Annotated in this window: 21 protein-coding genes; 6 read left to right on the forward strand and 15 right to left on the reverse strand. The window is 33.0% G+C overall.

Translation table 11 applies throughout. The annotated features are described in order from the left end of the window. The first annotated feature begins 17 nt into the window (after window positions 1-17). From Q1A73_RS00185 to Q1A73_RS00210, 6 genes are all read left to right on the forward strand, one after another. Entirely contained in the window at window positions 18-908 is an 891-nt protein-coding gene (locus tag Q1A73_RS00185; protein ID WP_299600147.1) for a DUF72 domain-containing protein, read from the forward strand. A gap of 203 nt (window positions 909-1111) precedes the next feature. Beyond that, window positions 1112-1507: a hypothetical protein gene (locus Q1A73_RS00190; RefSeq protein WP_299600150.1), complete on the forward strand. Its 396-nt coding sequence runs from the start codon at window positions 1112-1114 to the stop codon at window positions 1505-1507. 82 nt (window positions 1508-1589) lie between these two features. Continuing rightward, on the forward strand, window positions 1590-2699 hold the full coding sequence (locus tag Q1A73_RS00195; protein WP_299600153.1) for a DEAD/DEAH box helicase: 1110 nt from the start codon (window positions 1590-1592) through the stop codon (window positions 2697-2699). A 221-nt stretch (window positions 2700-2920) separates the two neighbouring features. Next, window positions 2921-5398, forward strand: coding sequence for an ATP-dependent Clp protease ATP-binding subunit (locus Q1A73_RS00200; RefSeq protein WP_299600156.1), 2478 nt, complete (start codon window positions 2921-2923; stop codon window positions 5396-5398). 61 nt (window positions 5399-5459) lie between these two features. Then, window positions 5460-5909 carry a hypothetical protein gene (locus Q1A73_RS00205; protein WP_299600158.1) on the forward strand — a complete coding sequence of 150 codons (450 nt, stop codon included), beginning with the start codon at window positions 5460-5462 and terminating at the stop codon, window positions 5907-5909. A 21-nt stretch (window positions 5910-5930) separates the two neighbouring features. Continuing rightward, complete coding sequence (locus Q1A73_RS00210) at window positions 5931-7283, forward strand: DUF5458 family protein (protein ID WP_299600160.1); 1353 nt, start codon at window positions 5931-5933, stop codon at window positions 7281-7283. Between the two features lie 47 nt (window positions 7284-7330). Here the strand turns inward: Q1A73_RS00210 and Q1A73_RS00215 are convergent, their stop codons facing one another. From Q1A73_RS00215 to Q1A73_RS00285, 15 genes are all read right to left on the reverse strand, one after another. Continuing rightward, on the reverse strand, window positions 7331-7723 hold the full coding sequence (locus Q1A73_RS00215) for a response regulator (RefSeq protein ID WP_299600163.1): 393 nt from the start codon (window positions 7721-7723) through the stop codon (window positions 7331-7333). Further along, window positions 7720-9924, reverse strand: coding sequence for a PAS domain S-box protein (locus Q1A73_RS00220; protein ID WP_299600166.1), 2205 nt, complete (start codon window positions 9922-9924; stop codon window positions 7720-7722). The genes Q1A73_RS00215 and Q1A73_RS00220 overlap by 4 nt, the downstream gene beginning before the upstream one ends. Window positions 9925-10156: 232 nt before the next feature. Then, window positions 10157-10555 (reverse strand): hypothetical protein, encoded by a 399-nt coding sequence (locus Q1A73_RS00225; RefSeq protein WP_299600168.1) that lies wholly within the window; start codon window positions 10553-10555, stop codon window positions 10157-10159. A 178-nt stretch (window positions 10556-10733) separates the two neighbouring features. Beyond that, a complete protein-coding gene (locus Q1A73_RS00230; protein ID WP_299600171.1) occupies window positions 10734-11363 on the reverse strand; it encodes a hypothetical protein in 630 nt (209 codons plus the stop codon). Between the two features lie 202 nt (window positions 11364-11565). After that, window positions 11566-11907, reverse strand: coding sequence for a hypothetical protein (locus Q1A73_RS00235; protein ID WP_299600174.1), 342 nt, complete (start codon window positions 11905-11907; stop codon window positions 11566-11568). Between the two features lie 11 nt (window positions 11908-11918). Continuing rightward, window positions 11919-12266 (reverse strand): hypothetical protein, encoded by a 348-nt coding sequence (locus Q1A73_RS00240; RefSeq protein ID WP_299600177.1) that lies wholly within the window; start codon window positions 12264-12266, stop codon window positions 11919-11921. Between the two features lie 182 nt (window positions 12267-12448). Then, entirely contained in the window at window positions 12449-12790 is a 342-nt protein-coding gene (locus Q1A73_RS00245) for a hypothetical protein (protein WP_299600180.1), read from the reverse strand. Between the two features lie 10 nt (window positions 12791-12800). Continuing rightward, window positions 12801-16976, reverse strand: coding sequence for a DUF6531 domain-containing protein (locus Q1A73_RS00250; protein ID WP_299600182.1), 4176 nt, complete (start codon window positions 16974-16976; stop codon window positions 12801-12803). 2 nt (window positions 16977-16978) lie between these two features. Further along, the gene (locus Q1A73_RS00255) at window positions 16979-18340 is read right to left on the reverse strand and encodes a hypothetical protein (protein ID WP_299600185.1); all 1362 of its coding nucleotides are present in this window, start codon (window positions 18338-18340) and stop codon (window positions 16979-16981) included. 6 nt (window positions 18341-18346) lie between these two features. After that, entirely contained in the window at window positions 18347-20134 is a 1788-nt protein-coding gene (locus tag Q1A73_RS00260) for a phage baseplate assembly protein V (RefSeq protein ID WP_299600187.1), read from the reverse strand. Between the two features lie 405 nt (window positions 20135-20539). Then, window positions 20540-21073, reverse strand: a complete 534-nt coding sequence (locus Q1A73_RS00265; protein ID WP_299600190.1) for a hypothetical protein — start codon at window positions 21071-21073, stop codon at window positions 20540-20542. A 352-nt stretch (window positions 21074-21425) separates the two neighbouring features. Further along, entirely contained in the window at window positions 21426-21719 is a 294-nt protein-coding gene (locus Q1A73_RS00270) for a hypothetical protein (protein WP_299600192.1), read from the reverse strand. A gap of 20 nt (window positions 21720-21739) precedes the next feature. Then, entirely contained in the window at window positions 21740-22300 is a 561-nt protein-coding gene (locus Q1A73_RS00275) for a hypothetical protein (protein WP_299600195.1), read from the reverse strand. A 6-nt stretch (window positions 22301-22306) separates the two neighbouring features. After that, on the reverse strand, window positions 22307-24340 hold the full coding sequence (locus Q1A73_RS00280; RefSeq protein WP_299600197.1) for a M23 family metallopeptidase: 2034 nt from the start codon (window positions 24338-24340) through the stop codon (window positions 22307-22309). 7 nt (window positions 24341-24347) lie between these two features. After that, window positions 24348-24929, reverse strand: a complete 582-nt coding sequence (locus tag Q1A73_RS00285) for a hypothetical protein (protein ID WP_299600199.1) — start codon at window positions 24927-24929, stop codon at window positions 24348-24350. Window positions 24930-24943 lie beyond the last annotated feature (14 nt).

Raw genomic sequence — 24943 nt, forward strand, 5'->3', positions numbered from 1 at the left:
ATTTTAAAAAAATAATTATGAAGTTTGGTAAAGTAGAGCATCCTGAGCAAATCAATTTTATGTTACCCAAAGATCACAAGGATACCAAAACAGTTTTGGAAAAAGGAATATCCAAAGAAATTTCTATTTATGTGGGATGTGCCAAATGGAATAAACAAGATTTAAAAGGCTTCTACCCGAGAGGAACCAAAGATGAATTACAGTATTATTCAAGACAATTTAATTCCATTGAGTTGAATGCTACTTTCTATAGAATTTTTCCTGAAGATCAGTTTAAAAAATGGTATGATAAAACACCAGAGAATTTTAAATTCTTCCCTAAATTAGTTCAAAATATATCTCATCTTAAAAGGCTAAACGATGATGTACAACCTTATGTAGATCAATATTTGGCGAGTGCAATTCATTTAAAAGAAAAGTTAGGAACTATTTTTCTACAAATGCATAGTAATTTTGCACCTAAATATTTCGATAGAGTAGTGAGTTTTGTAGAGCGATGGCCGAAAGAATTACGTTTGGCTATCGAATTTAGACATACCGATTGGTTTAATGATGATTCGGTAGCAAATGAATTATATCAACTTTTAGAAGATAATAACATAGCAAACATCATTACCGATTCTGCAGGTAGAAGAGATTTACTACATATGAGACTTACAAATAAAGAGGCTTTCATTCGCTATGTAGGAGCTAATCATGAGACAGACTACGGAAGATTAGATGTTTGGGTAGAAAGACTAAAATCCTGGAAGGAACAAGGTATAGAGGATATTCATTTTTTTGTGCATCAAAATGTGGAAAAAGAATCTCCATTACTCTCTAAGTACTTTATTGAACTTTTAAATAAAGAATTGGGAAGCCAACTGACCTTACCGAATCACTCCTCTGAGGGAGCTACTTTATTCTAGTTCTTATTAAAATTACGGTTTTCACTTTCTTGTGTTGATAAAAAGTTGTAGAAAATAGTGTTAAAGTTTTAAGATTTTTTGCACTTAATCTTGTTTTTGTGTATTTTGCCGATGTTTTTAAGGATTGTTGTTAAGATTTTCCGACAAAATACTAAGGTAATGCTTTAATTTGAACTTGTATTGACGAACCAAAATCTCCCCCTATGACTAAACTATTACGCTTCACTTTATTATTTGTTTTTGTATTTACAACTAATTATATCTTTTCTCAAGAAGATCTTTTAAAAGAAAGAAATAGTACTTTTACAACTCATTCAACTGATTTAAACGAATTCAATTTAGTGCCATTTACTAATTTTTCACAGAAAGAAGTTTTTTCCTACAAAGAGTGTAATGGAGTACACAGTCATGGACACCATGAACATCATGAAGGTGATTTACATTCAAATAGTTTCACATTAATAGATATTATTTCTTCAGATGAAGGAGCGGACTTTAACTGTTCTGGTGGTTTCTGTATGGATGAGTCACATTTCCATAAAAGAGGACTTACGCTTAAGAAACAATTATTCGATTACTTTATGAGTATTTCTTGTTAGTATACTTTACTTACTAAAAGGTATTTTCTCAATTTTATTGGGCAATGAATATATTCATCTATTTTTGTAGTCAAAAAATAGCATGAAGTTTTCCGAGTTAGGTGTTCCTAAAAATTTGAATAAAGGTCTAAAAGAGATGGGAATTATTATTCCCACTAAAATTCAGGAACAAGCGATACCTGTATTGATTAATGAAGATGTTGATTTTATCGGTAAGGCTCAAACAGGAACTGGAAAAACAGCGGCCTTTGGTATTCCATTATTGGCAGCAATTAATCCTAACAAAAAAGAAGTCCAAGCTCTTATTCTAGCTCCTACCAGAGAATTAGGCCAGCAAATAGCTAAGCAGTTATTTAAATTCACTAAGTATACAGAAAAAATCTATACCGAATCTGTGTATGGGGGAGAACGTATAGAAATACAGATATCCAGATTAAAAAGACCCACTCATATTATTGTAGCTACTCCTGGTAGATTAATAGATCTTATGGAGCGTAAAGCGGTTGATATTTCTAAAATTAAGACAGTCGTTTTAGACGAGGCAGACGAAATGCTTAGTATGGGCTTTAAAAAAGATCTTACAACAATTCTAAGTAAAACCAAAGGACGAAGAAATGTTTGGCTTTTTTCTGCAACTATGCCTGCTGCACTTAACGAAATTATAAACTCGTATGTAAGTAGAGATGCGATTAGAGTTTCGGTGGATAAACAAGATGCAGTAAATAAAGGTATCGATCATCACTTTGTTGTAGGAGAAGAAATAAATAAACTGGACACTTTAACGTATTTTTTGAAATCTCATAAAAAACAACGAGGTATTATTTTTACCAAAACAAAAGCCGCAGCACGAAAGCTATCAAAACAGTTAATCGCAAAGAACTATGAAGTTGGTTTGTTAGAAGGTGATATGACACAAAAAGACCGAGATAAGGTAATGAGAGCTTTTAAAAAAGGTACTATGGAATTATTAGTGTCTACTGATGTGGCTGCAAGAGGAATTGATGTGGCTAATCTAGCTTTTGTAGTGCATTATCAATTACCAGATCAAATAGAGTATTATACACACCGAAGTGGAAGAACTGCCAGAGCTGGTAAAACTGGCTTATCATTAGCATTAATAGTACGTCAAGAAATCAAAGCTATAAGGGAACTTGAGAAAAAACTAGGGATTAGATTCACCCAAATTCGTTAAATTATCTACAAAATACCTGAAAACAGGGGGCAATACTTACCCAAAAACGAGGTAAATATTTCTTATTCTATGTATTACTTTTGATTCGTATTGTAAATAATCGGTTAATTTTGAACAAAATATTAACTGGTATTACGTAAATACGGTAATTTAGAGCCAGCAATGATATAATTTTTTGCTAATTATTAGGTTATTTATTTACTTTACGAAAAACCAACTTCATGCAAATATTAGACTACAAATTGTCATCAAAAGTTGATAACGCAATTCACATAGCGCAATCGATCGCTAAAGAATATCATAATGATGAATATAATGCTGCTCATTTATTAAAAGCACTTTTACATAAAGATGTAGGTTTAAAAGATTTTTTTAATCAAATCGATGGTGATATTTATTATTATGAAGAATGGTCAGAGGTTAGGATAGAAGCACTTCCAAGAGTAGTAAATGTGCCCGATACAATACAGGGCGATAAATCGATAGAAGCTGTTTTTAACGAAGCGGATACATTAAAGCTTAAGTTAGGAACTGATGAGATAACTCCACATGCAGTTTTGATCGCTTTATGTACTCCAGGAGTAGGGTTCTCATATGAGCAATTAAAAACGTTACCATTGAAAGCAGATGAAGTATTGATCGCTGCAAGTCAAGGTAAATCTACTTCAGGAAATAAGGTTGTTAAAAATGGATTAGAAAGTTCTGGTGGGAAAAAAGTTGACGCTGGAATATTAGATGAATATTGTATTGATAAAACTTTTGCTGCTAAAAATAAACAATTAGACGATGTATTTGGGAGAGATGCAGAAGTGAAAATGATTACTGAAATCCTTGGAAGACATTCAAAACCTAATGTATTAATTACGGGGGAACCAGGAGTTGGTAAGACCGTTCTTTTAGATGGTTTTTCGGAAGCTGTTATTAATGGTAATGTTCCAGAAGGATTAAAAGAGGCTCAGATATACGAATTAGATTTTATAAATCTGGTTTCCGGTGCTAGTTATAAAAGTGAAGTCGAAGATCGATTTAAGAAGATTTTAGCTGCACTGAAAGAGTTTGATAAGCCAGTGTTATTAATTGATGAACTCAATAATTTAACAGATAAAAATAGTGGTAATCAAGGTTTAGTAAATATCTTAAAGTCTGAATTGGCTAAAGGAGAAGTTACTTTTATTGCTACAGCAACGAATGATGCTTTTAGAAAGCATATTGAAACGGATGAAGGGCTTGCCAGAAGATTTGAAATTGTGGCGCTAGATGAACCTTCAGAGCAGGATGCATTAACTATGATTTCTAATACCATTGATAAATATAAAAAGCATCATGGGTTAGATATTATTGACGAGACGATTGCAGAAGCTATTAGACTTTCTAAAAGATTTAATAAAGATAGAAGTCTTCCAGATGCGGCAATAGATCTTATAGACAGGACCATGTCTGCCTCTAGATATATGATAGAAACTACAGCTAATAATGTAGAATCCTTGTTAAAGGAAGTTAAGGAGATAGGAGAGAACAAGACAGAAGAATCCGATAAGGTAAATTCTATAAGTTGGATGTATAATAATCTCAAAAGTAAGTTCAGTTATCTTTTGTTTACCGAATTAGGAGAGGAAGAGATGATACTAGGCGAAGAAACTTTTGAGAATTACAAAACTAAAGTAGTTTCTATTTTGGATCGCTTTTTTAAGAAAGCTTCCGAAGAAAAAACCTTTATAGATAAGAATGATGTTTCTGCTACTATTGCTAATAAAACAGGTATTCCAGTAGGGAAACTTCAGGCAGATGAAAAGGAACGTTTATTGAATATGGAAGATCACCTTAAGAAAAGGGTGATTGGTCAGGATCATGCTATTAAAACAATTTCTGAAGCGGTACTGGAATCAAGATCAGGTTTAAGCAAACCAGGACTTCCTATAGGTTCTTTCTTTTTTACAGGACCAACAGGTACTGGTAAGACGGAATTAGCCAAATCCCTAGCGGAGTTCTTATTTCAGACAGAGGATGCTATTATTAGATTCGATATGTCAGAATTTAAAGAAGAACATTCGGCAGCACTTTTATATGGAGCACCTCCAGGATATGTTGGATACGAAGAAGGAGGTTTATTAGTAAATAAGATCAGACAAAAACCATATTCGATAGTATTGTTTGATGAGATAGAAAAAGCACATCCTTCTGTATTTGATATTTTTCTTCAGATTTTGGATGAAGGTAAGTTAAATGACAGGCTAGGTAAAACTGGAGATTTTTCTAATGCTGTGATCCTTTTTACTTCTAATATAGGAAGTGAACATGTGGTGAAATCTTTCACGGATGGAGAAATTCCTGCATCTTCTGATTTATTAGAAATCATGTCGAGACATTTTAGACCTGAATTTTTGGGAAGGTTGACTGAAATAGTGCCTTTTGCTCCTATTACTAAGGAGAATGTCGTGAAGATCTTCAATATTCAATTAAAGGATCTGCACAAAGCATTGAATAAGCAAGAAGTTACTTTGGAGCTTACAGAAGCAGCTCAGGAATTTTTAGCATATAAGGGATTTACCCCCAAATATGGAGCAAGACCATTGCGTGGGGTGATTAGAAATGACTTAAGAGGTCCTTTATCTAAAATGTTGATTACAGGAAAGATAGGTAAAGGAAGTAACGTTAAGTTAGATATAAAAGATGAAAAAATGCAGTGGACATACGAATAAAAATCGTATCCTGCGATAAAATTAGTATATTTATAATTCACAATCATTATTCAGAGAAAGTATGAGCAATAACACATATGGATTAGGAGGAACAGAGGTAAAAACAGATGCCAGTGAAGCGATATTGGAAATCGGACAGAATAAAACACTTCTTGTTCAGAAATTAACTCAGGATCAACCAATAAAACCACAAATAGTAAGTGGATTAACTTCTATAGATCACGTATTTGAAAATTATAAACCTGAAGTAGAGGTGGAGTTTGAAGATGCTGATGGTGTTGAAAGTAAAGAAATGTTGAAATTCAATAATTTAGGAGATTTTGGTAAAAAAGGAATAACCAATCAAAGTAAATTTCTTAATGACTTAGATACAGAAAAAGATCAGTATCTAAAGGTTGTAAAACAACTGAAATCAAATAAGATCTTAAAAACAGCGTTGGCAGATCCAGATGCAAAAGCAGCGTTAATTAGATCGATACAATCATTATTAGCAGAGTTACAACAAGATTAAAAAGGATAAACAAATCATTTTATGGCAGCAGGAAAACAAGCTCAAGAGAGTGTTAAAATAGAAAATCCAGCAAAGGAATTAAAAATAAATGAAGAGAAATTAGCTAGATATGGTGGTTTTGATCTTTTAGAGTCATGTATAGATGACGTTCAGAATATGAACCCAGATCGTAAGGCACGTAAAAAGATTTTTCTTACTGAGTCTACAAAAAAATTAGAAAGAGCCAAATTAGAGAAGACATTAGAAATTTGGAGAGATGTTCTTTCTTCTTCGGATGATTTATCAGAAATGGTAGAAGAATCAGAAAAGCGTTCTGAAATTGCTGGTAAATCTTTAGAAAGAAATTTAGGAGCTGCTTTAGAGCAGACAAGAGATTTAGAACAATCATATAGATCTGTTGCTTTATTCTTTAAGAATACAGAATCGCAGAAAGTAAAAAATATCAATATTATGAATGCTGAGCTTGAGCAGCTGAAAGATCTGGATAATACTAGATTTATTGATGCAGTTCAGGAAGAGCTAGTACAAGGATATGACCGTTTAGATCTTAGAGATAACTATGGTATTCTTGTGATACCTGGTTATTTAGGTTCTAATAAGGTTGTAGAGAAATGGGCTAAAATTGCTCATGAGAATAAGGTAATGATGATTACAGATTTTGAGCATCTTGATGAACCAGATGATGTAATGGAAATGTTTGAAGCTGCGAATCTTACAGGTGGAGATAAATACAGATCTAATGTAATGATGACCTGTAACTGGTTAGTAGGACGCGGAAAGCATGATGAGGTAGGAGAGGAAGATGATCTTTTTGTTCCGCCTTCAAGTGCATTAGCAGGTCAAGTATATAGAACATTAATGTCTCAGGTGGCTGCTGGTAAGAAACATGGTGGAATTAATGAAGTAGATGGTGTTCGTTTTGACCTTAAGAAGAGTGAGATTGCACAGTTAGAAAAGCTTGGATTAGTGCCAATGGTAAATGAGTATGGAAAAGTAATGGCTTTTTCTGCTAAAACTTTATTTAATGGAGATAATCTAGGATTACAAACATATTCTGTAGTTAGGGTGTTTGATTATGTGACCAAAGTTTTAATGGACTTCTTAAATAGAAGAGCTTTTGAAAACTTTAATGCTAGAACTCGTAAAGAACTTATGGGACAAATAGTGAAGTTTTTGGATGGTATTACTGGTCCAGACAAGTTAATTGAAGATTTTTCTATCAAGCGTTTCGAACAAGATCCGAATCAGAAAGATAGAGTATATCTGGATATTCATATGAAACCTTATTTCCCAGCTAAGAACTTTATGATCAAAATGGATGGTCAAAAAGGTGATGATGGAACGGAATGGGATGCTGATTATGAGCAGCAGTAAATAGAAAATATTACTAAATCATATTTCTTAAAAAGCGAATGTTATTATTAATGTTCGCTTTTTTTATTGTTCATTCTTGACTGTACTTTGGCAATAGCCGATAATAACTTTTCGAAGTTTACGGGTTTCGAAAAATATTTGTCAAATCCAAGCTTTAAGAATTTTTGGGCATCACCAGGCATAGCATACGCAGTAACAGCATATATTGGTGTGTTTTTAAGTAACTCTAGTTTTTTGAATCGTTTTAATAACTCACACCCATCCATTTGATTAAGTCCTAAATTTATATCTACCAGGATTAAATCTAGAGAAGATTTCTTAACAATTTCTAGGGCAGATGGCCCATTTTCAGCTATAACCACATTAGATGCATTTTTGGTAAGCATCTTATTCATCACCATTGCGTTAATTTTATTATCCTCTACGTAAAGTATATTCATATGTTTTTCGGAATTGTAATCACAAACTTAGTTCCTTGGTTTAATTTACTAGTTACTTTAATTTTTCCTCCCAAGATTTCAATATATCTTTTAGATAAACTTAAACCTATACCTGTACCTTCATACTTTCGACTTAAACCAATACTCTCTTGTATAAAGGGATCAAATATCTTTTTTAGATTGTCTTTCCCTATTCCTATCCCAGAATCTTTAATAGATATTTTTACTGTCGACTTTTCATCCTTCACCTTTACCATCACTTTACCCGTATCTGTATATTTTATAGAATTGTGAATGATATTGTTAAGTGCTGTGCTAAAAATATCCTCATCTATATTAGCAGATGGACAACGTTCATCGAGTTTTAAAATATACTCTAAATTTTTAGAATTCGCAAAATGACGATATTCTCTAAATGAAGTTTCTACTGTATAGTTCATATCTACTTCCACATAATTCAGATTTTTTTGTATGGTTTCAATTTCGCTATAATGAGATAGATTATTGATGGTAGCAAGCAAACGTTCTTTACTTTCATCCAAAAACGCACTTAGCTTTTTCCGATCACCAGGGTTTTCTTCCTCTAGTAATAGCATATTACATATGGTCATAATACCATTTAGTGGTGTGCGAATTTCATGACTGAAATTCGAAAGAATGTTTGATTTTAGATTACTAAGTTCCTGTTCTTTTAGATGCGCTTCTTTAATGGCGAGTTCTGCCGTTTTTTGTTCTGTGATATCATGAAAACTTACTAAAACAGCATTAATACTATTGTTTTCATCTTTTATTGGAGTGTATTTTGATTCTAACCATTGTACAGCTCCTTTGCGAGTTGTTCTTTCTATCTCTTTTTTAGCAGTATTACCTTTTAAGGCTTCATTAAACTCATTGGCAAAAGTACTTTTAAAATTTACAGGCATCACATCTATAAAGCGACATGTGGTAGTCGTGGGATCGATGTTAAAATCTCTTTTGATAATGTTGATGGAGTCTTCATCTGCCATTAAAATTTCGCCACTTGTGTTAAGCAAAATGGTATAGGAAAAACCATTATTTACCATAGCAGCCAATCTACTTTTATCTTCAATGATTGTACGTTCATTTAATTTTTTCTGGTGTACATCAATCAGATTTCCAATCATACGAATAGTCTCACCTTTATTGTTTTTTTTGCGATAACCATATACTTCATAATGTCTGTACTGACCATCGAGATGTTTCAGACGATAATGATTAAAATAATGATATCCTGTTTTTTGAAGATTAGCTTTATGTCTTTCCATCGCCTCTTCAGCATCCTCTGGGTGAATCATTTTTCTAAAGGCTGCTTCAGGAACAAAATCAGTGTCTATCGGTAATCCTAACATTCTGCGAAAATCCTTACTATAAAAAACCATGTTAGTTTTTATTTCATGATCAAATAATCCAGATCGTATTCCTTTAAGAGCAAGTTTCTTAGTTTCCTCGTTATATTTGAGTTGCTCTACATAATTTTGTTGTTCAGTAATATCCGAGAAACACCCATTGATGAAGATAACTTTATCTTTATGTTTTATGGCTTCTCCTATGACTCTGATCCACTTTTTATTTCCTTTCTTAGTAATTATCTGATCTACATAATCATAAGAAACCCCATGATCAATGAGATTATCCCAATAGTTTTTTACACGTTCTCTAGAGGCTTCGGGATAATAATGAAGTGCCTCTAGCATATTTAAAGAAGTACCGACTTCCAGGTCGTGCAAGTGATAACATTCATCAGAAAAATATACATTATCATTGATAGGATCGTAATGCCAAGCTCCAGTTTTGGTTAAACTTGATAAACTTGTAAGAAGCCTGTGTTCTTCATGTTCTCGAGTTACATCAATACCAAATGCATATATTCTTTCTTCACTATAGATCAAATCAAACTTAATATATAGAATAGTATCTGAAGCTAAAGTGGCAAAACCAAAAGTTTTGCTTATTTGTTCTTGGTTTTGATAGAGTAGGGAAATTGTATCTCTAAATACGGACTCTTCATCATCTAAAAGAAAATTATAGATGGATTGTCCTTTGATTTCATCTTTAGGAAGTTTAAAGAGTATTTCACATCTTTTATTCACCTCACAAACGTTTCCTTTTTGATCAAAAATCATAAGAAACAAAAGTGTTTTTTCAGTGAAAAAACTAAATTCGTTTGTGTTTAATGTCATAAGTAGTGGATGGTAGTTCTTTTTTTAAAGTTACAAAATTGATTGAGATAAAGAAATTTTCTTCAGAATAATTAAAACACAAGAATGACACAGATTTATTTAATAAAAACTAATATTTCCCCATGTCTTTATTAATAAAATACTAGATTAATTGTTGGTTGTGTTCTTATATAGAGGTGGTTAAAATATTTTTCGCATTAAATTTTTAACGAAAACAGATTACAAAACAAGCTTATTTGGGTCGTTTTATGAAACGATATACAAGTATGATGATCCCAAAACCGATAAGGATATATAACCCATATGATTGCCAGAACGAACCACTTTTGGTAGTTAATAAAAGTGGAGTTTCCTTATTGTAGAGTATAGTTATTCGATCTCCTTCACTATCTAAGGGACCAATAAATGGGATATGCATTAGTTTTACGGTACTGGTAAGGCTATCACCTTCTTTGGTTTCGTACGATACTTTGGCGGTAGCGGAAGATCTTCTAGATCTTACTTTAAAATTAATTTCTTTGATGATTGCTTCTGTTTCTATGTACTCTGGTTCGCTAGCTTCTTGAGCAATCAGCGTAATTGGCAGGAATAGTATAAGGAAGAATAAATGGTAGATTTTAAGATGTTTCATGATTGGTGTATTAATGCTTCTAAGATAGTATATCGAACTAAGATTAGAAAATGAAATATCTTTTAAAAATAAGGTGATGATGTGATAATTAGATGCTGTTTTTTTAAAAGTATTTGGAGTGATTATCTATGATGAAAAATGTAAAACTCTTCTGGATTCATTCTCAGAACCAATAGTGTTATTTTAATATTTCCCCATCATATATTAAGTTTCTTCTAATTTCATTAGCGATATTTTGCTGTGAGTGAATTTTAACCTTTTTATGCTCGTTGTATTCAAAGTAAAATTTTCTTTCAGGTAAAATATTGGATTCCATCTCATAAAAACCATTTCTGGTTATAGTTTCAAGTTTTCCTTTTTCACTGTAATTGTAGCAATCCAGCATAAATGTTTCCTCATCTTCATCCATCAAATATGATAAAACTTTTTCTACTCTATCATTATTATAATAAGCTATTTTAACTTGATGTAACACTATATCGTGATCGTAGTTTTCTAAATACAAATACCATTTAATCGTATTATCATCTTCATAATCAATAAACACCGTTCCCCAATTTTCATTTTCATTACGGAAACTATATACCAGTTTGTTATTTAAAAAATGATTTTGTATTGAAGCTGTTTTTTCTTCATTGTAAACTTTAGGTTGTTCCAATTGATCTATTGCTGAACTGTATGGAGTGAAATCTAAATAAGAATCACTCCAATTTATTTTTGAAAATGAAACAGACTTAATTTGTTCTTTTCTTTCATTAAAAGATCCTAGATTGTTTTTAAAAACATGTCTGATTTCTTTTAAAGTCATTTTACCTCAACTTTTAAATTTTTATAGTGAATATTATTAAGAACTATACAAATTAATTAATAATAGGTCATGGTATAATAATATAGAATTATAACCTTTCGATAAAATGGTTTATTTTTTTAATTCCTTGTGAGTTACTATTTAGTAATTAGAAACAAGGAATATTCTTACTCAGTAATAAAGAGATATAATAATAAGATTTTTACGTTTTAAGTCTCTGTTTTAATTCTAATAATTCGGCATTGATCTCATCTACGATTTCATCAGAATAGCAGTACTCTTGATCCGTAAGAATTTTTTTAGTTGCATCAATAGCTAGTGCAAGATCATTATCTAAATCATTAATAGGCCATACATAAACTCGACAAAACTGAAGAACACAATAGACAGCTGATCTTAAGATAGGTGTATTGTCGCCATATGGGTCTTTTTCTTTATGTAGTAACAAAGTTTTCCTTACTTTAGAAGGTAAATCAGTTTGTTCCATCAGTTTGGCAAACCAATCTGCAGCTCTATCATTATCCCATGGTTTACTGTCCCACATGATTTATTATTTTAATTAGCTATATTCTGTAATTCAGAGAATAATTCATCAGCATTTTCTCTTATACCATCTCTAAATTCTGCTGGAATTTTAGAGCTACATCTTTCATACCAATCATCAAAGGTAGTTTTAACTTGATCAATATCTATTTTTCGAATACGTCTTTTAGCCATATCAGGATATTTTTTACTGAAATAAACGAATGCGTCTATGTGAACTAAAAGAGGTTGTGCGGCTTGTTTAGCCGTTCGCATCCATTCTTCTATTTCTAAGATTTGTTTTATGGCTAAGTTAAAATATCGAGCTGGAGCAAGGTCTGCAGCTTCATTTCCATCAGGAGCGGAACTAAATACTTTCATTATTTTTTACAATTGTTATTTACAAGTTGGTACTACTTTTCTTGGTTTTTTAAGTCTAGGAACATCATCAAAACCTGATAAGACCTTTATGTAGAAACTTTAAAATAGATATAGCTGTGCGTTATTAATAAAAAAGCCATTTTCTTTTTGAGAAAACGGCTTTTTAAATATTGGATTATTTCTTAATACAAAAAGGTATCTTCTTCCACATAGTGATAAAGAGCTTCTATTTTTTCTTCTCGATCGAACTCTTTATTCAATTTTTCCATGTTTTCATAAATAGCCTTAAAAGTATGAAATTCTACTAAACCAGTTATAGATTTATCTATGTCAAATAAAATTTTAGGAACAACATCATCTTCAGTTTCAACATAGTCATCAGGATCATCTTCTTCATTTTCTAAAACAAAATAAGTAGCTGTTTCTAGATCTTGAAAATCATCTTCTTTTATATAAATCCACCCATCTTCTGGTAATTTATTTCTTTCATTATAAATCTCGTCAAATTTCTTGTATGTTATCATACTTCTATTTCTATTTACATTTAACTTTAGCTTTTCTCTTAAGTTTTTTCTTTCTTCCGCCACCCCATTTTTTCTTTCCTCCACTTCCATCTGGGTGATATACTTTATGGAATGTATTATGATCATTTCTATCAACTAATTCAAGAACACCTGGTTTATCGTTGTGATGCCAGGTAAGTCCTGGAGGTGAGGTTGATTTATGGCCTCCTCTTGGACCAGGAGCTACATGATCAACAACACCAGGATATTTCTTCATCATAGTTTGTTTAAGTTTTGGATCTTGTTCCATGGCCTCGAAAAGTTGTTTGTTACCTTCTCTAAAGTGTTTAGCATCAGAAGCATTATGCATGCTATTTGGTAATTGAGCATCATAAAAAGAATGATAAACGCCTAAATCTCGAACACCCTCACCAGCGTAAAGACCGAAACCATCTGTTAATCTATTAGGATCATTAACGTACTTGTAGACTTGGAAACCACCAGCTATTCCTATTGGGTCAACAGAAATGTAATTTCCTTCATCTGGTGTATAATATCTAAATCTATTATAGTATAAACCAGTTTCTATATCTTCATACTGTCCTTGGTATCTAAATGGACAATCGTTCAATGAACCTTTTACAAGTTTACGTACTTTTCCATAAATATCATACTCTACTTGCCAGGTTTTTTCACCTTTACTATTGTACATTTCTACGGGAGTTCCCAGATAGTCTGTAATGATAGAGTAGGAGTCTTCTGCTGTAATTTTAGAAGCAGGCTTAAATGTACCTTCATCAAAAACCCAGGTAATCAGGTTTTCTATAGGTTCGGGTTTACTTTCTGCCAGCATTCCAAATTCATCTACTACTAGTTCGGGTCTGTCTTTGAGATCATAACTCCATTCGTGGAGAGGAACGTTGCCGTCCCATACAAAGCGGGTGATGGAACCTCTCTGTCTACCTGTGGTAGACATCTCTCCTTGATAAGGAGAGAAGCCTTTTTGGAAATTTATTTTTGCAGTTCTGCGACCTAGAGCATCATATTCGAATTGGGTAGTGTTGTTTTTAGGGTCGGTTACGGATCGTAGCATTCCGTTTCCGTACCATTGATAATCCCAATTTCCTTTGTTGGTGATCTTAGTGATTAGATTTCCTTCAGCATCATACTTAAATGTATTTCCATCAGCTTCTAAGAGTTGCCCACCAGTTCCGTATTTTCGATCACCTTTGCCTTCTGTTCTGTATAAATTACCCACCTCATCTGGTAGTTTATAATCAAACTGCTTGTTTTCGTATCGAGCACTAGCCAGATTATTAAACTCGTCATAACTATAGGCTACCGTTCCACGAGTTAATTCATCGACCATTTTGGTCAATCGGTCATTTACATTCCAAGTATAGGTACGATGGCGCATTTCTCGATTGCCAGCCGTTACTTTGTGTTGTATAGGTCTACCAGCATGATCATATTCTATATGATTGGTAATACCACCAGGAAGTATACGTTCTACTTCCATACCCAAACTGTTGTGCGCAAATTGTGCGGTCCAACCCCTTGATCCGACAGTGTCGGATGTTTCCCCTTCGGAAGGGGAAAAGCTATTAGCTTGTACTTGTTCTATGAGCCCTAGTTTGTTTCTGGTGAGGGCGATATTGGCACCTAGACTACTGGTAATGTTTGTGCGATTGCTTAGTGCATCGTATTCACTCTCTACAATATGACCGTCTTGCTTTTCTGCGATGATTCGTCCCGCAGAATCTCTGATGAGTTGTACATGGCTATGTTCGTTGATAGCTTCTGTTAAATTACCGTTTAGGTCATAACTATAGGTTTCCCAAGTACCATCACTATGTTCTGCTCTTGTAATTCGTCCGTTAAAATCATATTCGTACTCTGTATATTTATCATCTGGGCGATTTACTCTTAATACTTTTCCTGCGCGATCACGATCATATTTTCTGGTCAATCCATCAAAACCAATTTCTCTAATGATTTCTCCCTTTTCATTTCTAGAAAAGCGATAGTATTCATTATGCTCGTTGGTAATGGTGTTTAACTGTTCTTCGGTATCGTACTTAAAAAATACTTTCCTGCCATTTTCTTCTCGCATTTTGAGACTTCCCATAGGAGTATAGTCAAAATTAACTTCTCGTTTCTTTTGATCAATGGTTTGGATTACCTCATCATAGGCGTTATATTTTAACTTAACCAGGTTGGTATCTGCTTGTCTTATTTGATAGATACGATCTAATTCATCGTAGAAGAATTGCTGCTGGTGATCTTCAGAATTTTTAGTGTGTAAACAGCGACCCCAAGCATCGTATTCCCAATGAGATTCTGCGCCATTTGGCAATGTTAACTTGTGTAAGTTATGATCTTCGTCATACTCAAGTTTAGTTCTATTCCCGGCATTGTCTCTTACTTCATTGATCAATCCTTGCTCATTATATTCAAAGGAAGTAACACCTCCATCCAATCCAATTACAGCATGTAGACGATCCTTTTCAAAGGTTTTTACTACCGATCCACCAGCTGGATCTTTGGTAAGTACTAATCTGTCTTTTTCGTCATATACAAAACCAATTACGGAACCATCTGGCTGATGTAACCCGGTAAGATTTCCACGTTCGTCATAACTATATCCTGTTATATTCCCTTCTTCATCAATATCTCGATACGATTCCATATATGGAGTATATTCATGAAAAATATGATCTCCCATTGGATCGGTTACTTGTGTACAAAGATTTAGATTGTTGAAATAATAAATACTTTCTTGTTCTAAAGAATTGGTAACAATATTGTATCCTTTATGATATTCGATACTACCTGATAAAATGCCACCATCTCCCCAAGTTCTGATACATTTAGCTCCCGTGGTTTCCCCATCATATTCCCAATAGAACGCTTGACCATTACGGTCTGTTTTCTTAACCATTAGATGATTTTCATATTCCATCACCGTTTTTTGATCCAATGCATCAATGAGTTCAGTTAAATCTCCTTCTTGGTTATAGCTATACCTAACGAGTGTTCTGGTTTCTCCTTGGTGTGTTGCTGTTATTTCGGTAACTCTATTGTCTTCATCTAATTCTAAATCAATCCTTCTACCTGCAGTATCAATGATTTGCTCTAACTGATAAACTGCATTATATACAAATTGAATTTCGAAACCTTCAGGATTTCTTAAACTAGTTGGTTTATATAGCGTGTTAGTAAATTTTGTAAACGTATAGGTCTGTTGTGTTTGATGATCTGTAACCTCATAGGTACGACCATCGATGAAGGTGAGTGTTAGTTTTTCAGTTCTGTTATAAGAAGATTCATTTTCTACAAGTAGCATTGGGAAAGAAGTAATTCTTCCATCTGGTAAACGCATTACAATACTGTCTTCATCATAATCTACGTGCAAGGCAAGGTCATAATTGCAATGCATTCCGTATCCCATAATGCCTTCATAGGCAGAATCTGAGTACCAATTTCGTTCCCAACGAATAGGAATTGGTCCGGCAATACTAAAATCTTCACCTTCATATACCATCCGACCGGTAACGAGATCTACCGGTTCGAATCCCATTTTACACATCTTTTTACTAAGACCTTGTGTGGCAGGGAACTTTTTTAATACTTTATGGTTTAATTTTTTCAAACCTTTTCCAGCCCCTTTCATCAAGGCACCAAAACCATAAGACATTACAAGAGCCATTAGCATTCCCATTAAATCAGGAGCGTAGGGTCCACCAACATTTACAGGTTTTCCCATGGGCATAGGAATACTCATCGACGATGGCAAGTATAAACTAGGAACAGGTTTCATCTTTTTTCCTGGAGTAGCAGATAATGGCATCCCAATATCATTACAGGTCATGGTCATATATCCTGCAGGTGTAAAGTAAGAATCTTCAACACTTACTTTGGTACTTCCAAAAAAGTTCATAGAATCATGCCCAATCATAGGAGCCATGGCAAAGGGACCACCCATCGGTATGTGGATCACAGTACCGATCATACCAGCTGTACCGCTATTTCCTTTTGGTACACAATTTACATTTACCGTAGACCCAATAATAGGAACATAATCCATAGGATCTATTACCATTCCAACATATGGATAGGGTAATGGAGTAGGAATTCCTGGCGGAAGTACAGTGATATGTATATCAATTCCGATGACAGGAGTAAAGTGTTTACTAGCTAATAACATACCTAAAACCAGTTTAAAATTGAAAGACTCTTTTTTTCCATTTCTTTACGATGTGCTTCTACATTTGTTCTCCATTGTTCTCCTTCGATTTCTTTCATAAAAACATCAACAGATTCACATTCGTTTAGATCTCTATTCTTTTCGCATAGATTGTAATAATCTGCTGCGATATATGCCATACAAGTTGATTTTATTAATTCTGGAGCTAAAGAAACTCCGTATTGATACGCTTCAGTAACAACAGTTGCATAGCGTTTTTTATCTCTTTTTTTAATCACATTATATCCTAGCCACCAAGCGGTTAATGCTTGCGGACCAAAGCCAAATTCTATAGAAGTTTCGGCCTGTTTACAAAACAAGTCTGCTGCTAGATCCTTTTGTTTTTGTAATTGTTTACAGCTTGCTTGATATCCATAGGTTTGCACGATAATAGGTTTGCAATTATCTTCTCCACCAGACAGTCCTTGTTTTGCGATAGCCATTGCTTTTTGCAGTAGTTCATCGATAGCTTGATATTCTTTAAAATTAAAAAGCATACCCGCATAAATCACATGTGCAGTAGCAAATGCAGACTTATTTCCAGATTTTTGAGTGATCATTAGTCCTTTCTTTCCCCAGGTATGAAGTCGTGGTAAATTCTTTTTGGTAACGCTTTTAGACATTTCGATCATACATTGCCTAAATTGAACTTCGGGATCATTAGGATCTCCTGCAGCAGCGATTTTATTAATAGCTCCTTGTAAATCTATAGGAACGGCTAAAGACTTAGCAATATCTGAATGTGTTTTCACGAGATTGTCAAAATATCGTTCATCTACATAATCAAAAAACATAATCCGAACCTTATCCGGTAATCCTAGCTGTATCAAATGGTCAATCCATTTTCCGTAATCTTTGGTTTCCTCTACAGAATATGGATACAAAGACAATGCTAGATGCAATTGAGGATTCGGCATCGCTTTTTGGAACGTACTTAACATTTCTAGCAATAGAAAATCATAATCTGTATCTTCATTTTCTAGTTTGGTCTCATATTCAGAAATATTCCAATCGAATTTTAAATCTCTGGCATTAAGTTCTTTCTGTAATTCTTGATCCTTTTTAAAAGTTTCAATCCAATCTTTGATCAAATTTCTACTATGAGTTTCTTTATTTTCAAAAGCTGTTAATAATACAATAGGAACATCTGGTAAACCACCATTGGGAGTGGATTCTAAACGCAGAAACCCCTCATATAGTCTAGCTTGATCTGGTTTAATTAACCATCTTACCAGCTGTATATGATTATTTGGAGTTACCTCATCTATCCATTTTTGTTGAATGGTAGTGATCAATTGCGCTATGGGATTGTGTTCATTATTCATGATTAATTACCCACAATTAAGATTTAACAATCCTCCTTTTACATTGGTCATGGTAGTACCATCGATATCGGTCATCCCTTTACTCGTCAGTTTTAGTTCTGCTTTTCCTTCTACAAGCGTACTCGGAGCACCTACTTCTACTTTTGCAGCACTATTGATAGTAACTTTAGAACTACCATCGTTTAGAATTTCTTTGGACTTTACATTTACATTGTTTTTTCCATCGATATTAACCGTTTCTTCTGCATTGATATTAATCTCTTTAGAAGAAAAATTGATTTTTTCTGGAGCGCTAATGTTTATTTCTTTTTTAGAGGTATCCAGAATAATAGAATTGCCATTTTTATCGGTTATGGTAATCGTTTCTTTCCCATCTTCATCAGAAAAGGATAGGGTATGACCTCCTCTCGTTTTGATAGCTTTGATATCATTTTTCTCGGTTTTCCAATCTCCTGCATTACTACCTCCTGTAAACAGAGCTCCCATCACATATGGTCTTTCTGCATTTCCGCCTTCAAATCCAACAATTACTTCTTCTCCTTTTTCTGGCGTAAACTGAAATCCTTTGCCACCACCAGCATGAGGTGTTAGTACGCGTAACCACGGCGTTTCTTCTCCGCTTGCTTTTTGCCAAGGGAACTGCACTTTTATTCTACTCATTCCTTCGGGATCCGAATTATCCATAACAGTGGCTACCTGAGATTCACTTTTTGGAAAGGCCATCATATTCGTATTTGGATAGACATCTAAATCGGCTGTAACTCCAATAAAATTATTTTGGTACTTACCATTTTCTGTAGAACTATGAGAAACACTAATGATTCTAAAACTGCCATAATCGGTTTGTTCTCCTTTAATTTTGATGACTTGTCCAATATTAACACCTGGATTATCACTTACTCCTTGTACCTGAACTTGTCTGATTTCAGCAGCTTTCTTTTGCTGTTCTACGTGTGTATCTAATCTCTTTTTTAATTGTGGATCGTAATATGAGTTTACATAGATGCTTGTTTCTTTGGCAAAAATAGCTTCACTTTTTTGACTGGTAAACCCATTAAAACCATTTACTCCAGAATTCACCTGAGCGGTAGTCATTTCATGTTGCTCGTCTGTGAGATAATCATTCGTGAAATATTTGAAGTTATTTGGAGTTGGACGAAGGTTGATAGAAAACTCTTGTAAATCATGGCCATAATTTAACTCTACAGTTTCTTTATCTTCTGGTTTTCCGAATACTAATTTGCTTCCATCATAAAAGAACCATTCGCTGTATTGGGCCGCCAGTCGGCTAGCATATTCAAAAGCACTTTCATTATGCTGCACACTGTAATGAAGGCTTTCTGAATTGTTAGGACTGATTGTAGTTTCCAACTTTGATTTGTCGTAGCCTTGAAATGTTTTATCTAATATTTCAGATAGTCCAACGTCGCTATGCGAATCATAATGTGGTCCATCATCAGTAATGATGCTACAAGAATGTGCCTTGATAGAAACCATATCACCATTTTGCTGATGAAACCCTTTGGTATTGCTTACCGAAGTTACAATACCTTTAAATTCTAGTTCTTTATATCCATTAGCGGTATCTAAAGAGGCTATTTTAATAGTTATAATTTCTCCCAGGTAATTTTTGCTCTCCGAAGCAATTTCTCCTGAAACACCTTCTAATACATCCATTCTACAGATTAGTTCCAGAACGTGATGGGCATCAATCTCTTGATGAAGCATTAATCTTTTGTAAGCTTTAATAGGAGTTCCTCCTATGAAAATTTGAGTGTTTGATTGCAGCGCCATGATTTAGTTATTTATGTTGGTTGTATTCTATAATACTACTAACGAAATTTTCTTTATCGTGTTTATATATTAGTATACGATTGGTATACTGAGTTAACATTTTAGACGGTTCAATCGATTTGGGGGAGAAATTGATACATCGAACCGTATAATAGACTTCTTTATGTTATCAAAAATAGTACCTAACTATTCTCATATAAAAATACTTAATTTTTTATGAGTGATGTAGTTACCTACGTTATTTTTACGTTTTCTTACATAAAAATGGGTGTTTTTCCCCATGACATTACGTCTTTGTTATTAGATACAAATGGTCATAAAATTGTTACCCTTTTTTGAGAAGAAAATAGTATTTGGGTATAATATATGGGATAAATAATGATAGAGTGGAGATGGGATTACATTCTATCCAGGTAATAGTTTTCGTCTTAAATCTACTTCTATCCATTGGATAAATAATTCCTCGAAGTATTGAATTTTATCTGGGCAACCTCTTTGAAAATCGTCGCAGGATATTCTTTTGGTCTTTTGGTTTTGTATAATAGTAATTTCCAAAAGACTATTATCTGTTGTTTCATTACTGTAGTGATCTGAACTGTTCAATACGTTATGTGTAATGATATAAGCAAATAAACTATCTTTTTGTTTTTTGGAAATATGTTTTACTATTTTTTTGGAGTAAGTACTATCTTTTTCAAAACCTTCTTTGGATGGATGATAAGTAAGTACGGTATCTCTTAAACTAAAACTATCATACTCAAAAGCCCCTCTATCTACATATATTTCTAAACGAGCTGTTGGTTTATCGGTACCTGTTGAATTACTTTGTTGTGTGCCTTTTTTACATCCAGAAATTATAGTTGATGCTGATATTGAAGTTATTATAAGTGTTTTAAAAATTCGAGTCCTATTCATATCACTAAGATATTCTTTTTGCACACTACTTTTTTAAATACATTGTATTGTTTTTTCACCTTGGATAATCTAAGATCCTTTGATGTTAAAAAAGTAATGATTAGCATGGAAAGAAATAACGGAGTTCTTTTAATTTTTTGTTATGAAAGGTAAAGATATAGATATCATCAGATAGGGGATGAGTCTTCATAAGAATAGTAATGATCCCATTTTTCTGATCATCCTTATTTTTTAAAAAAGACACAGGAAAATCTTCTTTGAAATTTAACAATGTATAATTTTTTGAAAAAATAACCTTCTTATGTTTAATGGTAAAGTTCGAAAGCTCTACATCTATTTTCCTGAATGCATATTCAGTTTTTGAGACTTCAATTTCTCAATGTAAGTACTTCCATATTTCATCAGAGTCTTCTAGAATAGCTCCACAATCATCTATTTGCTTTTGCACAGTATTAGGTTTTCCAATAAAAGATTTTAGAACTACTATTTCTCCTTCTAACGGATATTTATCATTTATAAATAAAGGTTCTGATAAATATTCCTCTTCAGGTTGTTGAAACAAAATGGCATCTCCTTTTATTAAGGAATCAGTTGGTATAGGAGTTATATTGCTTTCACAAACAGTTGAAAGTAATGCGATTAAAAATAGTGCGATATGTATTGTTTTCATCAACTTTTATTTGTGAATTATTAGCCATCGAAATCACCACAATCAATTCCTCCAAACTTGGAAATAATAGTCTCATTCGCAAGGTATTTACTCATGCGAATATCTTCAGAAATACTCCCTTTGAATTCTATTTTATATAAATAGAGGTCTTTTATAAACTTTGTAAGAATAAGTTGCGTTAAGCTGTCATTTTCTAATTTAAGAATAAGTTTTTTCTCTTCGGATATAATATTTTTAATGTTAATTTCCACTTTTATTTTTGGATCATAATAATTAGTAATAGTTAATTTATTTTTATTTACTTCTATTACACAAAGGTCACTTGAATAACATGCTCCAGTAAAGTCGACCGAATATTTTTTGTAAGGATCATTTTCTTTATCATCTTCATTTGCTTCCATACCAATTAACCTTTGATCTATAAGTTCATCTATAGAAAAATTATCTTGATTAGCGGTGATAGTTTGTTCTATATTTTCATTGGTTTGCTTAACAATCACCTGACTATTTTGGATATTAGGTTGTTGATTGTTTTTACAGGAAATGAATAATAGTGATAATGCTAAAATAACTTTCTTCATAACTTTTTATTTCATTAATCCTTCTTTCTTAGAATTGATATACATTTTATCCAAAAGTGCTAAAGGGTCGAATAAATCTTTTCTTCTTTTAAAGGACCTTCCAGTTGAATAATTTGTGGATTTTGCATAAAGCATATCACTGTATTTAACATTCGAATCGGATAACGGTCCGCTTTCTTCTCCTGTATACATTTCAATATGTAACATTCCTCTTTTATCCGGAGAAGGTTGAACCACATAGGTCTTTTTCTTACTATTATATAGCAATCCAATTTCGGCTATCTGTTGCCCTCGTTTTACCTTATCACCAACGTTGACAAGAATATTGTTTTTATTGACTTCACCATATCTAACCATTAGTTTATGACCTTTTTTATATTCAAAATCATGTTCTATTTCAATAACCCAAGTGTCTAAATAGAATAATTTTTTTCGTTTTACAACTCCATCAAATATGGCATATATTGGTTCGTTTACTTCATAATACAAATCTCTGGCGGCGTGAATTCTCATTCCTGGATTTCTCTTATATCCAAAGGTAGGAGCTTTTGTTTCATGCAATCGATAGTTCCAAACTTTGTAACTATTGTTTTTAAATCCATCAGGATGATTTAATGGAATACTTCTAAATGGGAATAATAACCCAGGAGTTTCAAGCTTAAAATAATTCTTAAACTCTTTATCAATCATTTCTCCGGCATTTTCAACACTTTCACATTGTGTTGTAAGCCAAAGAGAAGTTGTTTCGCGCTTAGAGATTTTAGGTTCTGGTGTCTCTTGCACGGTTGTTGTTCTTACATAATCTTTGGCATTGTTTAAATCTGGGGATCCTCTAAATGCTTCAATTTGTACTTTTTTACCTACTAGTGCTTTATCAAAAACTAACGTTAATTGATTTTTATTATTTACAATTTCTGATTTCGCATAGGTATACCAACCTGATTTGCTTTTTGCATCGATATATGTTTTTTCTTTATCCGCTGTTGTAGCTTTGGCACTTCCCTGAATATAAAAAGACCAACGGATATTTTTCTTATCGTCTTCTGTAGCAGCTGTGTTGTATATATCTAAGGTATATACAGCATCTTTACCTATGCTAACGGTTTTGGGTCCACTTATCTTTTTAGGAAAGCTCTTTTTATTTTCTTTTTTATCAGCTTCTGCATCTCTTGTTAAAGTAATAAAAGTTTCATTTTTGCGAGTTTCAGCCAATGCTTTTGCATCTTCTATTGCTTTTTTTCCTTCCTCAGTTTCGTCTTCGCGGATATATAAGGCTTCTTGCCAACCTTCAAAACTTTTATGTGCGTCTTCTCCTTCTGTTTTGATTTCATCCTCTTTAGGGCGTAATTGTATTTTTTTGATGCCTACTTCAATCTTATCACCTTTATCTTCTTTATGTAAAACAACAGCACTATTTTCTTTTTTACCATTTTCTTCTTTTACATCAATCTCAATCCAGTCGGCTGCTTCTGTTTCTGTACTAGTATCTTCTTTTTTAGCAAAAACAAGAACAGGTAAGATATCATCTTTGGTTTTTAATAGTTTGAGATCACTTTCTTTTTCATGAATCTTAAGATTAACTTTTTTATCTTTTAAATTTTTAGTTTCCACAATCAAATAAACTTCATATCCCATTGGAGCTTTACTAATTTTAGGATATGATGTTTTTTCTACAGTTTTTTTTAGGTCTACTGTAATGGTACTATCTTTTTTATAGGAGTCAGCAGTTAATTTGGCCTTAACCAATGCTTGAGTGGTATACTGTTTATTATTTTTTTTAGCAGCGTTTATTTTCTTTAAGATAATGGACGCAATCTTATTCTTTTGGGCATCACCTTTCGTATTCGTAGAAGTACCTGCAAACTTATAAGTGTAAGTACCCGCTGCCTCCTCAACATCTTCTGTTTTTTTCTCAGCAAAATAAGCATTGATCACCTCAGGTTCTTCGACGTTTTCTAGTGTCAATGTTTCATTATAGGTAAACCTTCTGTTTGCCGCAGTGATAGTATCGATAACTATTTCTAATTCTTTTGTACTCATAGCATCTTTATATATAGTTTAGCAAAAGAGATGTACCTTTATCTTTATAAGTGATATCCAGCACATGGTTATTTTTACTATCAAAAACTTGATAGGTGAAGAGGTCTTTTTGACGGTGATATTGTATTTTATGTATTTTTTCAAAGATCTGATATAAAACATCTAAGGTAAGTTCACCCGTACTGATTTGTAAGAGACATTGATCAGTTTTGTTGGTTTCTTTAATGTCATAAGTTTGGGAATGATACTTATTGCCGATATCAATATTTTTAATAGTAAAATTTTCTTCATCTAATTCATATCTAATTACCATTTCTTCATCTTGCACACGATCCATTGATTTAGGTGGCACATATAAGGATATGTCTGATGCTGTTAAGGATAATGAAGTGCCATATTGATGATCTTTATAGGTTTTTGGTAAACTATCCATATAACTAGATGCTTTTAAAGAATCGACAAAGTGTTTTTGTGCTTTTATTTCTTCCTTAGCAAATTCATGAATCTTTTTTAGAGCTTCTGTATTATTTTGTAAATTAAATATATAATTCGCGTCATAATCATTAAGGGAAGTATATCTAATTTCCATTTCATGTTTTTGTG

This window comes from uncultured Aquimarina sp., assembly GCF_947492115.1.
Lineage (GTDB): Bacteria > Bacteroidota > Bacteroidia > Flavobacteriales > Flavobacteriaceae > Aquimarina.

Bases quoted from the DNA above. Each gene is read 5' to 3' on its own strand.
- Q1A73_RS00185 (WP_299600147.1), top strand. From the start codon at position 18: ATGAAGTTTGGTAAAGTAGAGCATCCTGAGCAAATCAATTTTATGTTA.
- Q1A73_RS00190 (WP_299600150.1), top strand. From the start codon at position 1,112: ATGACTAAACTATTACGCTTCACTTTATTATTTGTTTTTGTATTTACA.
- Q1A73_RS00195 (WP_299600153.1), top strand. From the start codon at position 1,590: ATGAAGTTTTCCGAGTTAGGTGTTCCTAAAAATTTGAATAAAGGTCTA.
- Q1A73_RS00200 (WP_299600156.1), top strand. From the start codon at position 2,921: ATGCAAATATTAGACTACAAATTGTCATCAAAAGTTGATAACGCAATT.
- Q1A73_RS00205 (WP_299600158.1), top strand. From the start codon at position 5,460: ATGAGCAATAACACATATGGATTAGGAGGAACAGAGGTAAAAACAGAT.
- Q1A73_RS00210 (WP_299600160.1), top strand. From the start codon at position 5,931: ATGGCAGCAGGAAAACAAGCTCAAGAGAGTGTTAAAATAGAAAATCCA.
- Q1A73_RS00215 (WP_299600163.1), bottom strand. From the start codon at position 7,723: ATGAATATACTTTACGTAGAGGATAATAAAATTAACGCAATGGTGATG.
- Q1A73_RS00220 (WP_299600166.1), bottom strand. From the start codon at position 9,924: ATGACATTAAACACAAACGAATTTAGTTTTTTCACTGAAAAAACACTT.
- Q1A73_RS00225 (WP_299600168.1), bottom strand. From the start codon at position 10,555: ATGAAACATCTTAAAATCTACCATTTATTCTTCCTTATACTATTCCTG.
- Q1A73_RS00230 (WP_299600171.1), bottom strand. From the start codon at position 11,363: ATGACTTTAAAAGAAATCAGACATGTTTTTAAAAACAATCTAGGATCT.
- Q1A73_RS00235 (WP_299600174.1), bottom strand. From the start codon at position 11,907: ATGTGGGACAGTAAACCATGGGATAATGATAGAGCTGCAGATTGGTTT.
- Q1A73_RS00240 (WP_299600177.1), bottom strand. From the start codon at position 12,266: ATGAAAGTATTTAGTTCCGCTCCTGATGGAAATGAAGCTGCAGACCTT.
- Q1A73_RS00245 (WP_299600180.1), bottom strand. From the start codon at position 12,790: ATGATAACATACAAGAAATTTGACGAGATTTATAATGAAAGAAATAAA.
- Q1A73_RS00250 (WP_299600182.1), bottom strand. From the start codon at position 16,976: ATGTTATTAGCTAGTAAACACTTTACTCCTGTCATCGGAATTGATATA.
- Q1A73_RS00255 (WP_299600185.1), bottom strand. From the start codon at position 18,340: ATGAATAATGAACACAATCCCATAGCGCAATTGATCACTACCATTCAA.
- Q1A73_RS00260 (WP_299600187.1), bottom strand. From the start codon at position 20,134: ATGGCGCTGCAATCAAACACTCAAATTTTCATAGGAGGAACTCCTATT.
- Q1A73_RS00270 (WP_299600192.1), bottom strand. From the start codon at position 21,719: ATGAAAACAATACATATCGCACTATTTTTAATCGCATTACTTTCAACT.
- Q1A73_RS00275 (WP_299600195.1), bottom strand. From the start codon at position 22,300: ATGAAGAAAGTTATTTTAGCATTATCACTATTATTCATTTCCTGTAAA.
- Q1A73_RS00280 (WP_299600197.1), bottom strand. From the start codon at position 24,340: ATGAGTACAAAAGAATTAGAAATAGTTATCGATACTATCACTGCGGCA.
- Q1A73_RS00285 (WP_299600199.1), bottom strand. From the start codon at position 24,929: ATGGAAATTAGATATACTTCCCTTAATGATTATGACGCGAATTATATA.